The organism is Paenibacillus taichungensis, from assembly GCF_003287275.1.
GTDB lineage: Bacteria > Bacillota > Bacilli > Paenibacillales > Paenibacillaceae > Paenibacillus > Paenibacillus taichungensis_A.
On the sequence record NZ_QEVW01000012.1, the window covers coordinates 217,875 to 230,456 of the forward strand.

The following is a 12,582-nucleotide window of genomic DNA, read 5'->3' on the forward strand; positions in this document are numbered from 1 at the left end:
CTAATTAGCGACCTTTTCTTGTATTTAAAGCCTCACCTTTTCGCATTACAAACAGGAATAAACAACATTACGCAAGCGCCGATGAACATAAGGCTCCTGATTGTTCAGCAGATGCTGCGCATACATGACCGTAAGTTCAGAGTCTGGATCAATGATGGCCATACAGCCCGCAGCACCACTCCATCCAAATTCACCTAGTGGACTTAACGAACCGCTGCCAGCTTTGGAGATATGCGTACGTACACCCAGCCCATAACCATACCCTCCCATATGATCCCAGGAGTAATCACCACGGGTCAGATCGTTCAGATGGTCTGTGCGCATCAGCTCAATTGAAGCCTGTGACAGAATGCGAACGCCTTTCGGACTTGTTCCTTTTCCCGTCAGTGCGCTAAGAAACAGTGCATAGTCGCTAACGGTGGACAATAGTCCGGCACCACCGCTCTCCAAATCCGTGCCTACCCGGAATCCGTTTCCGTCCATTCGGATGGCTTTTTCAAGCTCATCATTGTAAGCATACTGCGGAATCAGGCGGGTCTTTTGTTCATCGTTCAGATCGAACGCCGTATCGTTCATACCCAGCGGCCCGATAATTTCTTCTTGCAGATACATACCAAAACGTCTGCCACTTACAACCTCGACCAAGGCTCCCAGCACGTCGTGACACATACTATAGTTCCAATGCGTACCTGGCTCAAACAGAAGCGGTTCCTTGGCGAGCGCTTTCGCGAAGTCTCTTGTCGATAATGTTCCGTTGGTGTTCTGCACAGCTTCCTGAATGCTTGGCGAGCCAACATCATAGGAGAACCCGGCAGTCATCGTAAACAAGTCGCGTACTGTAATTGCCTTTGTCGCTTTTTCCAATCTGACCTCGCCGCTCGATAATGTTTTCTTCACCGTCATCTCGGCGTATTCCGGCAGATAGTCGGATACCGGATCGCTCAGCAGCATCTGCCCTCTCTCGACAAGTTGAAGCGCTGCCACACAGGTCATAATTTTCGTCATGGAGTAAAGATTAAAGATTGCCCCATCGCCGATGGGCGTTTGCTCCTCCAGATTGGCGTAACCATTCCGGTAACGGAAAACGGTATCATTTTGATGCATCACAAGGACCTCTGCCCACGGAATTCTCCATGATGTGATGCGATCAATAAATGACGCTAGCGGTTTAAAGTCCATATTTCCCCGTCCTTCTATGTAGAATCGTTTATCAATGCACATCGTGGATCTATGTTCATACACATGACCCACATAGTATTAATATACGACCATTCACATGCATTGACCATATCTAATGAAAAGCAACTTTAAACATTCTGCACCACTTTTTAGGATCGGTACAATTACTGGAGTGTCTTGACCATGATAAAATCGATTTGTTCCTCATCCCCCATATAAAAAGAGTGTGAGCTGGTTTGGACAAACCCCATCTTCTTGTAAAAAGCAATGGCATTGCCATTCTTTTCCCATACACCAAGCCAGATTTCTTTCTTTTTGTATTTCACTGCGGTCTCCAGAGCTTTATTTAGCAGATATTTACCTAGTCCATGCTTTTGATATTTTTTCCTAATATATATTCTCTCGATTTCAAGTGAACCATCACTCATTTGTTCAGACTGGGCGCTATCTCTGTTCAATTTTAGATATCCGGCAAGTTCATCATTGTAGTAAACGAAAAAGATGTCTGAACAGCTATTGGATAATTCGGCTTCCAACTGTTTAGCGTTAAATGCTCTCTCCAGATAGGCTCTCATATTGTCAGGGGAATTCTGATCTTTAAATGTATCGTTGAATGTTTCTATACTTATTTCTTGTAGTTTTAGTAAATCCTCGTGACTGCATGCTCTTATTTCTACTGTCATTGTGATGTATCGCTCCTTCTATGAATCAATTATCCATTTAAAAACAGGTCGGTTTTTTTGTTGTAAACACAACATTATTTATATTCTTAATTTACTTCTAATTTGTATAGTTTGCAACATAAATTAGCAAGGAGAAGCAAAATTGATATACTTAGCAAACGTTTTCGGAATTTTTAATAAGGTTTCCCCGATCAGATTATTTAAGCAGTTTTTCTTTATATTCTGTGGGACTTAGTCCTGTGTATTCCTTAAACACCTTGGAGAAATAATGCTGATCACTGAACGATAACAGATCCGATAACTCCTTAAATTTCATCTCCGGTTGACATTCCATGAGTCTGCATGCTTCCTTCATTCGAAGCTTTGTATAATACTGAACAAACGTGACTTGTGTTACGCTTTTAATCACTCTGCTAACATAAGAGGGGCTGACGTGAAACTTCATTGCAATGTCATTGATGGATATTTGGGTATACTTGTTCCGTTTGATGTACTCATCCATTTGCACAAACAGATCTTCTCTGCTTTTGCGTCCATGGGATTGAAGCATATCAAAACATTGTCCAATCCATTCCGTTAACTCAACGCAGAAATCACCATATGCTTCTTCATCAAATAACTTTTTTGCTCTAAGTTCCAAACCAAGCCTAATTCCCGCACCTTGCTCTTCAACCAAATGTGCGAATGTATCCACCACTAAGTTGATAAAACGTTCCAATTCTTTTACATGTACGTTTTCTTCTGTCCATCGATTCATTAACTCGGATAGCTTAAGGGCAAACTGTTCCTTTTGACGAGCTTGTATCATCTGGACAAACGAAAATTCCAGTGTGGAATCCAGACAACCTGCTTCAGTTCTTACTATAGAGACGGGATTCCCGCTATCCAGCACCAATCCATTGTTCAATCGCTGATGCATTGATAAAATGGACGATATTTGGTGATAAAGTTCAGACAAAATAACGGATTCCGACCATAGCAGCTGCCCACCGATTGTTGTGTCCATACCTTGTGAAACCAAATGGCGGCGCAGCGATTCCAGACATTCATGTACAGAGGAATACAAATCAAGAATTCCTTTATTTACAAAAACGATGAATTGCTGCGGAGTTTGACTTAGAAACACTTTACATGGACGAGAAGCAAAAAAATCTTCTAAAGAAGCCTGTAACGTCTTTTGTCCCCATCGTTCCCGTTCCGGGGTGAAAGGCTGCCTACGTAGAACAATCATTATTTGGGACAAAAAAACAGCATGTTCCCCCGGCTTAAGTTCAGCATAACTATGGGGATCAACGATCTCCTGCAGCTCATGAAAGTTCCTGGATCTCGATTGATCGAGCTGTTTAATAACTCTGCCCATGACTTCCTCCAGCGCCTCAGGCTCGACGGGCTTCAGCAAATAGTCGAACACCTGTAAATTCAATGCTTTTCGTGTATATTCAAAATCGCTATACCCGCTAATTAGAATAACCTTTAACTCAGGCTGAGCAAGCTTGGCGTGCTCAATTAGTGATAAGCCATCCATCTTGGGCATCCGTATGTCTGTCAACAGAAGATCGATTGGCTGCTTCTGAAGTGCTGCCAGCGCCTCTTCCCCATTCGTGGCCGTAACTGCCACGTGAATGGGAAAATCCAGCGTGTCCAGCAGCATTTTAATATTGCGCAATATAGGTTTGCTATCCTCAACGATCATGATATTGTACATTGTCTATGCCTCCTGTGCTCAGTAAAAATCCCTCGTCATCGAGCCGATGATTTGAATAGTTGCTCCTTTTCCCTCGTCAGAATGATTGTTGTAGATGTTAAAAAACAGCCGATTGCTATACATCAGTTTCAGCCGATTGACACTATTGACGATTCCCATGTTGCCAAGAGCTGTCTGACGATCAGGGTTTTGACTCATTCCGGAGCCAGACTTCTGAATATTGGACAAAATCTCTTCTATTTTGTTTGGCGGGAAGCCCTCTCCGTTGTCTTTAATCTCCAATGCCCATAATCCGTTATACTGCTTCACGGTAATTTGGATACACCAGGGAGGTGTGGTATTGAAGAAAGCATGCTCAATACAGTTTTCAACGAAAGGCTGAATGACCAGCCGCGGCAGGCGAATTTCACTCGTCAGTTCATCAGCATCAATGTTCCACTCTAGATCTTCTTCATACTTTTGCTGTACCAACGACAAATAATGTCTCGTATGCTCAAGCTCTTCCGTCATCGTCACATGTGCATAAGGGGATGAAACTATATATCGTAAACTGTCTGACAGATGTTTGCACATATCGGACACGACCCGGGTTCTTCCCTCTTGAGCAGCAATGCTGATCAAATAAAGGACGTTATGAAGGAAATGGGGAGCGATCTGAGCTTGCAATGCGGAATTCCGCGCGGTGACTTCTTCATGTAACGCCTTCTTCTCACGGTCAATAGACTCCTGTAATCTCTCCATCAAGTCCTGAAAAGCTTCATTCAACAGCAAGAGATCATTATTTTTAGGCCGATCATCGACTTTCAGCTTCATATTGCTGTAGTTGATGCGCCAAATCTGGCTGCGAAGCTTGCGAATGGGAAGCAACAGATTGCGTGTGGAGAAGAAAATGTATACGAAAGAAATGAGCATTAAGGCTGTAATCAGCAAAATGGACATGCTTTGCACGGAGCGGATTGAGCCTAAAACCGAGTCTTTCGGCGTTATTATAAAAGTAATCCAACCCGTCTGGTGAGATGTAGAATGCGTAACGTAATTATTTTGTTCATCAACTGCCAGTCCTTCGTCGGATAGTGGCTCTTTCCACACCAATGCGTTCTTTCTCACTTCCGAGCCAGTCATTTGCTCACCTTGCTTGTTCATAATGAATACATCTCCTGCTGTAATTCCTTCCGTAAGGTTTTGAATGTAAGCTTGATCCATTTGAATACTAAGATATCCGTATAGCCTGCCATTCTGATCGTTGACCGTACGGACAAAGGAAATCGTGTCTGCATCTCGAAGCAGAATAAAACCGTTCCCTGTCCACTCTCGTCCACTTCTACTTTTTTCCGTTAAGGCACTTAGGATTGTTGGAGGATGTCCTGAACCCAGATACGATGTGAGCAGCACACCCTGTTTATCATAAATGGACATGTCCTTGATGTTCATGCTGGGGCCAATAGCCTGAAACATGATATCTTTCAGTTTCCGAATCTGCTTCAGTCTTTCATAATTGCTTGGGGCTGAAGAACTCTTGTCCATCGTTGCGAAGATGTCCTTATTGGACAATATGCGCTGGGACATCTGGTTTTGCTGCTCTACGTATAGGTCAACCTGTTCTCGTACCTTAGTGGCAGTGACTAGCATATCCTCCTCCGTTTTTTGTGTAAGCGGGCGGATAACGACAAGGTTCACATAAACGATAAAACATCCCAGCACGAACAAAAGAAGCGCCAGAAATGTCAAAAATACTTTTGTCTGCAAGCTGAATTGTGTGGCTCTATGTAGAAGTTTAGCCATGCTTCGCGAAGCCTCCTGTCCTATCATGCTGTGAAATTCGTCTGGATCATGTCTTAATGTAGCATGGGTTTGAATGAAATGATAGCGATTTCAAGTTCAGTATTTTACACATAAATATTCAAGCACAGACATGTACCGAAGTAAGAGAGGATTCTATAATTGGATTTGTAAACGGATTCATCACATGTTTCAGAGGGGGATTTACGTTGAACATGCATAAAAGAAAAAAAGCAGCATCCATTGTATTGGCAAGCTTGTTGTCCATTTCACTGACCGCTTGCGGATCAGGTGACACTGATTCTGGCACATCTGCAAGCAATGGCAATAAAAACAGCAAGGTCACACTGGAACTGGCCATTTCCAAGAGCTCACAGGATTCCGCCTTTATCCAGCAGGATATTCTCGATGAGTTTGAAAAACAGACCCATATCTCTGTAAATTTGCAGCTCATCCCGGCTGAGCAAACAACAACCGTACTGCAAACCAAGCTGGCTGTAGACGAAACGCCCGACATTATCCAGTACAATTTGGCCAGCGCCATTACGGATTTGAATCTTGAACGCAATTTCGAAATTCTGGATAACGAGTCCTGGGCCAGCAGAATTGTAAACAAAGATGTACTCTCTGCTGCCGGCCATATCTACAGCTTCCATGTCAGTCAGGACACGGGCATGCAAGGCGTCGTGTACAACAAACAGATTTTTGCTGACCTGGGTCTGTCCATCCCTACAAGTTACGAACAATTTTTGGCGATCTGTGAAAAAATTAAAGCTAGCGGTATTACTCCAGTATTCATGCCCTATAAAGATGCATGGGCTGCGAACATTTGGCCTGCGGCAGCATTTGCCGATTTTGTAGCCAAAAATGACCCTACTTTTTTCGATGAACTCAACAGCAACAAAAAAAAATGGTCCGATATTCCCGAGTTTAAAACGTTTTTGGAGCAGCAATACGAAGTGTACACCAAGGGGTATACCAATACGGATGTGCTGAGCGACAGCTATGACATGGCGGTTGGCAAATTCCTGAACAAGGAAGTCGCCATGATGTTTATGGGAGATTGGTTAATCGAAGGCGTAGCAGAGCAGGATCCAAGCATGGAACTCGGCGTATTCCCAATTCCTTCTTCTGATGATGCCAAATTGGGTGCAAGTCCGCTTGGAGGACAGCTGTTCATTCCGAAAAAGGCTAAGCATTTGGACGAAGCCAAACAGTTCCTGGACTTTATCGCCTCCAAGGAAATTGCCCAACAGATCGTCGACTCCAAAGGCTATGTATCCAATTTTAGCGACGTTACTACGCCAGAGTTGCCTGCTTACAAACAGGATATCGTTGACAATTACATCCTGCCCAAGAAAACTGTGTTGACCACGGATGCTTACATGCTGGTAGATCGCAGTGAGTTATACAGACTGTTACAAGATCAATTCGCTGGCGGTTTGACACCGGAGGAAGTATTGAAATCCTGGGATGAGAAGTTCAGTCAACTAATGCAGGATAAAGGCGTTTCCGGTTTCTAAGAATTGAATTACAGGGCAGCATGTCATTCCTGAATGATGTGCTGCCTAGCTATAACGGAGTGTGAGACATGAAAAGGGCGAAAAATTTATATTCGTATTACATGGTATTTCCGGCACTACTCATCTACTCTATCTTTTTTGTTATTCCAGCTATTGCTGCTTTCTATTACTCTTTTACGGATTGGCGGCTGGATCGAATTGATCTGAAGTTTATCGGATGGGACAATTTCGAGAAAATTTTCTCAGACAAAACACTTATTTTGGCGCTTAAAAATACGGCGATTTTTGCCGTTGTTACGGTTGCTGGCAAAAATATTATTGGTCTGCTATTAGCCGTGGCCCTAAATATGAGATTAAAAACGAAGAACCTGCTGCGCGCAATATTCTACTCACCTTCCATACTGAGCATTCTGGTCATCAGCATCTTGTTCACACCAATGCTGCGTACAGAAGGTACGATCAATCGTGTATTGGAAGCAGTCGGATTACATTCATTGAGCCAGGCTTGGTTGACCAATCCTTCCCTTGTCATCTGGACGATTGCCATCGTATCCATCTGGCAAAGCGCCGGATTCCAAATGGCCATCTATCTGGCTGGTTTACAATCCATTTCTCAAGAATATTATGAAGCCGCTACGATTGACGGAGCAAGCTCATGGAAAAGTTTTTTCAAAATTACTCTGCCACTTTTGCTGCCAGCCATCAATATTAATCTGATGTTGACACTGATTGGCGGGCTTAAAGTATTCTCGGAAGTGTATGTCATGACTGGCGGAGGTCCAGGCAACGCTTCACAAGTTGTGGGAACAATCATTCTCCGCTCCTTCGGCGAAGGAAACTGGGGACTTGGTACCGCAGTCAACACACTTCTGTTTGTGGTGGTCACGATTATTGCTATACCGCTGTTGATTTTCATGCGGCGCAAGGAGGTTACGGAATAACATGGGATATACACGCAAACTCGCTATTCGCAACTATGTTGTTGAAGGATTTCTGCTCCTCGCCTCTCTACTCATTCTGTTGCCTCTGGTGGTTCTAATTCTGGGTTCGTTCAAAACGAGCGCTGAAGTGCTCAGCTTTTCCTTAAGTCTGCCGGATCAATGGCAATTTTCAAACTATGTCCGGGTATTTGAAGAAGGCGGTCTGTCCCGAGCATTCCTGAACAGCATCTGGATTACGGGGATATCGTCCATCATCAACATTGTGGCTTCCTCAGCGGCTTCCTTCATTCTGGCACGCCGGGACACCAAACTTTCAAACACAATATATATGTATTTTTTCATGGGACTGATTGCACCGATGTCGATTATTACGACGATCCGGGTCGTGCAAGGGTTGGGGTTTTATGGAAGTATATCAAGCGTCATCCTGATCTATGCAGCGCTTAATACCGCCTTTAGCGTATTTTTGTACAGCGGATTTATCAAAACCATTCCGAAAGCACTGGACGAGGTTGCGTTTCTGGAAGGTGCCAGCGTGTTCGGCGTGTTTTTCCGTATCGTTACACCACTCATCCTGCCCGTCAACGCAACGGTAGCGATCATGGTTTTTATGTCGGTATGGAATGATATTACGATTCCGGTGTACTTCCTTACGAATAGTTCAACGTGGACGATGCCGCTCTCGATCTATAATTTTTACGGCAAATACAGCCGTGACTGGAACTTGATTTTTGCTAATCTTGTACTGACTTCACTTCCTGTGTTTATCCTCTACTTGTTTGGACAGAAATATATCGTTAGCGGACTTACTGCGGGAGCGGTCAAAGGGTGATCATTGGTATTTATATAGAAATAAACTTAGGACGCTTTTGGGAAATCAACTCCCAAAAGCGTTTTTTTGTTCATGCTATCCTGACGTTTATTTACAATATACACTTCTATGTTTATTTCTGAACAAATTCAATGAATCCAACAATTGATTATACAATTCTCCCTTATATAATAATAGATAGATGTTCATTATTGTATGAATGTAAATTTAATTCACACATCAGTGTTACTACAGTAATGGATGACATTCACTTTATCCCATTCATGTCGAAAGGAGATGCTGCGATGGACAGACCCTATATGATTTGTCATATGCTTAGTTCGTTGGATGGCAAAATTATCGGCGATTTTCTGGAAGATGATCAGTCAGCCTACTTCATTCATGAGTATGAACGTATCCATGACCGCTACGAGTGTAATGCCTGGATGTGCGGACGAATCACGATGCAAGAGCATTTTGCACATGAATATATTCCTCCATTCAATCAAGACAAGCTGTCCCCCATTCCTCGAACGGACTATATTGCGCAGCGAGACATTGAAACTTATGCCATCGCTGTAGATCCACACGGCAAATTGGCTTGGAACCACAACTATATATCCGAAGAGAATGGCAACAGAACAACGGATCACATCATTGAAGTCCTGACTGAAGAAGTTCCCGATGCTTATCTGGCATATCTGCAAGAATTGGGCATTTCTTATATCTTTGGTGGGACGAAAGAGCTGAACGTTGTGACGGTTGTAAAAAAATTGAAAGCATTGTTCTCCATTGATCGAGTACTGCTTGAAGGCGGCGGTGTCTTAAATGGTTCTTTTCTGAATGAAGGTTTGATTGATGAGTTGAGTCTCTTATTCGTTCCTTTTGCAGAGGCAAGCTCTCCGGCTTTGACCATGTTTGAGAAGGGTTCGAGTTGCAAAGAAACCTCCCCCGTTCATTTTGAATTGATAAGAGTTGAACAAATGGAACATAACGGATTGTGGATGACTTATCGAGTAGAAGGAAATTCTAAATAATTCTTAAATGTACAAGGAATGGAGGATCACTTAGCCATGGAAAAAAAACAAACGGCTGGACGAGATATATTGGGTGAGTTCGCCCCCAAATTTGCAGAATTGAATGACGATATTCTGTTTGGCGAGGTATGGTCAAGAGTAGAAGAATTATCCAGTCATGATCGCAGTATGATAACAGTCTCTGCACTTATTGCCGGTGGGAATTTCGAACAATTAACCCCACACCTTCATAAAGCAAAGGAAAATGGAGTAACTCGTAATGAAGTGTCTGAAATCATTACTCACCTTTCCTTCTATGTGGGCTGGCCTAAGGCATGGTCTGCGTTCAATATTGCAAAAGATATTTATAAATAGAATAGAAAGAAAGCAGGGAATCATCATGACAAACGAACATTTGAGTAACAGCATCATCTTCCCACTGGGAAACAAAGTAGAAGCCAATTTTATTGGAGATGCTTATCTGGAGATGGTCTTTACAGATGAAACTCCACTTAACACTAGCATTGGAAATGTTACTTTCGCGCCAGGAGCACGCAATAATTGGCATTCGCACGCTGTAGGTCAAGTTTTACTCGTTACAGGTGGTGAAGGCTGGTACCAGGAAGAAGGTAAACCCGCACAATTGCTTAAAACCGGTGATGTTATTAATATTGCTCCCAACGTTAAGCACTGGCATGGGGCAACAGCCGATAGTTGGTTTGTGCATCTGGCCATGACTCCTGGACAAACCGAATGGTTAGAACCTGTGAATGATGAGTGGTACAACGCGCTCTAAGGCGAAAGAATCTGTATCTATATGAAAGGAATGAAATCGAATATGTCTAATATTGCGGGTAAAGTTGTAATTCTTACGGGAGCATCCAGTGGGATTGGAGAAGCTACCGCGAAAGTTCTTGCTTCGAAAGGAGCCAAGCTGGTATTGGCAGCTCGTCGGGAAGAACGTTTAGTACAATTGCAAAGAGAAATTCAGAACAATGGCGGTCACGCTATTATCAAACCAACAGATGTGACTTCGCATACTCAAATGGAAGATTTGGCTGAATATGCACTAAGCGAATTTGGGAAAATTGATGTTCTAATCAACAATGCAGGCATCATGCCTCAAGCCTTTCTTTTCAAGAAAAAAGTTGATGAATGGGACAATATGATCGATGTAAACATTAAGGGTGTCCTTTATGCTATTGCAGCAGTTCTTCCGTCCATGAGAGAACAGAAATCAGGTCATATTTTGAACCTTTCCTCTGTTGCCGGACATAACATATATCCAGGTGGAACCGTATACTGTGGAACGAAGCATGCCGTTACAGCCATCTCCGAAGGTCTGCGCCAGGAAGAAGCCATGAGTGGAACCAATATCAGAGTCACCAATATTTCTCCAGGTGCTGTCAGCAGCGAGTTACTGGAAACGACAAGTGATCCTGAGTCCAAAGCAGGCCTAGATGAGTTCTACAAATCCGCTATTGATGCAGATCACATCGCACGTGCCATCGCATTTGCAATTGAGCAACCATCGGATGTAGCGATTAACGAAATGATTATTCGTCCCACAGTTCAAGTGGGTTAATGGTATGATTCTCGAAATTTTGATGAATTCGTCGTATCAGATTAATACAACAGAAAATCCAATCGCAATGTTATGAGCGATTGGATTTTCTGTTTTTATAGTTGCAGTTCAAATGGTAAAGGCCCATACAATCTATTATAAAACAACTTAAATTGTGCTAGTGTCAATTACGAATCTGTACTTCACATCTGAAGCTAATACACGTTGGTAGGCCTCGTCAATTTGGTCAGCTGAAATAACTTCGATCATAGGGACGATACTATGTTCTGCACAGAAATCAAGCATTTCCTGAGTCTCACGAATGCCACCGATCATTGAACCTGCAAATGAACGACGGTGACCGATGAGTGACATCACGTTTACTGCCAAAGGCACCCCAGGAGCACCCACATTAACCAATGTCCCATCCAGAGTGAGCAGTGAGAAGTAAGCATTAATGTCGATATTCGCACTTACCGTGTTAATAATCAGATCAAACGACCCGGCGAGTTTTGCGAACGTATCTGGTTCACTTGTGGCATAGTAATGATCTGCCCCGAATTGCAAACCATCCTCTTTTTTCTTCAATGATTGTGACAGAACAGTTACTTCTGCGCCCATGGCATGTGCAATTTTGACAGCCATATGACCCAGTCCACCCAGACCTACAACCGCTACTTTTTTACCTGGTCCAGCTCCCCAATGATTTAGCGGCGAGTATGTTGTAATACCTGCACAAAGTAAAGGTGCAGCGACATCCAGCTCGATGTTGTCTGGAATCCGAACGATGAACTCCTCGGTTACGACGATGTGAGTGGAGTATCCACCTTGTGTAGGCTCGCCGTATTTATCAACACCTGCGTAGGTGGGAACATTTCCTTTGAGACAGTACTGCTCTTCTCCTTGGCGGCAGTTCTCACATTCGCCACAGGAGTCAACCATACATCCAACCCCCACTCGGTCACCAACTTTGTACCTTGAAACCTCGGCTCCTACATCGGTGACAATTCCTGCGATCTCATGTCCAGGTACGAGCGGGTAGTTTACGGGACCCCATTCACCGTGAGCAGTGTGGATATCAGAGTGGCATATGCCAGCATATTTAATTTCGATCAGGACATCGTGCAAGTCCAGATCGCGTCGTTTAATCTCGGCTGCCCGGAACGATTGGTCCGGACCATCAACAGCTCGTGCTTTAGCAGTTATCATCATAAAACCTCCTAAGATTGTCATTCTTCCTTTTCTCTTGCAAAACGATCTTAATCCCTCTAGTTAACTCTAGGTCAACTCTCTTTAGAAACTTTGACATCTTGCAACCTGCGTGGTAGAATCCCAAAAGACAATCCTAGAGTTAGCTCGAAGTCTATATGAGTAAGAAAAG

12 protein-coding genes are annotated in these 12,582 nt (G+C 43.4%); 7 read left to right on the forward strand and 5 right to left on the reverse strand.

Annotated features, from left to right (window positions below):
• Nucleotides 1–45: 45 nt before the first annotated feature.
• The 4 genes from DC345_RS19130 to DC345_RS19145 all read right to left on the reverse strand — a co-directional run bounded on the left by DC345_RS19130 (nucleotide 46) and on the right by DC345_RS19145 (nucleotide 5,349).
• Nucleotides 46–1,179, reverse strand: coding sequence for a serine hydrolase domain-containing protein (locus DC345_RS19130; RefSeq protein WP_113054420.1), 1,134 nt, complete (start codon nucleotides 1,177–1,179; stop codon nucleotides 46–48).
• A 164-nt stretch (nucleotides 1,180–1,343) separates the two neighbouring features.
• Entirely contained in the window at nucleotides 1,344–1,862 is a 519-nt protein-coding gene (gene paiA, locus DC345_RS19135) for a spermidine/spermine N(1)-acetyltransferase (RefSeq protein WP_113054421.1), read from the reverse strand.
• Between the two features lie 196 nt (nucleotides 1,863–2,058).
• Nucleotides 2,059–3,567: a response regulator transcription factor gene (locus DC345_RS19140; RefSeq protein WP_113054422.1), complete on the reverse strand. Its 1,509-nt coding sequence runs from the start codon at nucleotides 3,565–3,567 to the stop codon at nucleotides 2,059–2,061.
• A gap of 18 nt (nucleotides 3,568–3,585) precedes the next feature.
• Nucleotides 3,586–5,349 carry a cache domain-containing sensor histidine kinase gene (locus DC345_RS19145; protein ID WP_113054423.1) on the reverse strand — a complete coding sequence of 588 codons (1,764 nt, stop codon included), beginning with the start codon at nucleotides 5,347–5,349 and terminating at the stop codon, nucleotides 3,586–3,588.
• Between the two features lie 212 nt (nucleotides 5,350–5,561).
• On the opposite strand from DC345_RS19145, the gene DC345_RS19150 reads away from it, so the two are divergent.
• The 7 genes from DC345_RS19150 (at nucleotide 5,562) to DC345_RS19180 (ending at nucleotide 11,222) form a co-directional block, all read left to right on the forward strand.
• Nucleotides 5,562–6,869, forward strand: a complete 1,308-nt coding sequence (locus DC345_RS19150) for an ABC transporter substrate-binding protein (RefSeq protein WP_113054555.1) — start codon at nucleotides 5,562–5,564, stop codon at nucleotides 6,867–6,869.
• 68 nt (nucleotides 6,870–6,937) lie between these two features.
• Nucleotides 6,938–7,810 carry a carbohydrate ABC transporter permease gene (locus tag DC345_RS19155; RefSeq protein WP_024633185.1) on the forward strand — a complete coding sequence of 291 codons (873 nt, stop codon included), beginning with the start codon at nucleotides 6,938–6,940 and terminating at the stop codon, nucleotides 7,808–7,810.
• A 1-nt stretch (nucleotide 7,811) separates the two neighbouring features.
• Complete coding sequence (locus tag DC345_RS19160; protein ID WP_113054424.1) at nucleotides 7,812–8,642, forward strand: carbohydrate ABC transporter permease; 831 nt, start codon at nucleotides 7,812–7,814, stop codon at nucleotides 8,640–8,642.
• A gap of 263 nt (nucleotides 8,643–8,905) precedes the next feature.
• Nucleotides 8,906–9,658: a dihydrofolate reductase family protein gene (locus DC345_RS19165; protein ID WP_181586646.1), complete on the forward strand. Its 753-nt coding sequence runs from the start codon at nucleotides 8,906–8,908 to the stop codon at nucleotides 9,656–9,658.
• 36 nt (nucleotides 9,659–9,694) lie between these two features.
• Nucleotides 9,695–10,012, forward strand: coding sequence for a carboxymuconolactone decarboxylase family protein (locus DC345_RS19170; protein ID WP_113054426.1), 318 nt, complete (start codon nucleotides 9,695–9,697; stop codon nucleotides 10,010–10,012).
• Nucleotides 10,013–10,037: 25 nt separating this feature from the next.
• Nucleotides 10,038–10,433: a cupin domain-containing protein gene (locus tag DC345_RS19175; RefSeq protein WP_113054427.1), complete on the forward strand. Its 396-nt coding sequence runs from the start codon at nucleotides 10,038–10,040 to the stop codon at nucleotides 10,431–10,433.
• 42 nt (nucleotides 10,434–10,475) lie between these two features.
• Entirely contained in the window at nucleotides 10,476–11,222 is a 747-nt protein-coding gene (locus DC345_RS19180) for an SDR family oxidoreductase (protein ID WP_113054428.1), read from the forward strand.
• A 147-nt stretch (nucleotides 11,223–11,369) separates the two neighbouring features.
• Here DC345_RS19180 and DC345_RS19185 read toward each other — a convergent pair whose 3' ends face one another.
• Nucleotides 11,370–12,410, reverse strand: a complete 1,041-nt coding sequence (locus tag DC345_RS19185) for an NAD(P)-dependent alcohol dehydrogenase (protein WP_113054429.1) — start codon at nucleotides 12,408–12,410, stop codon at nucleotides 11,370–11,372.
• Between the last annotated feature and the right edge of the window lie 172 nt (nucleotides 12,411–12,582).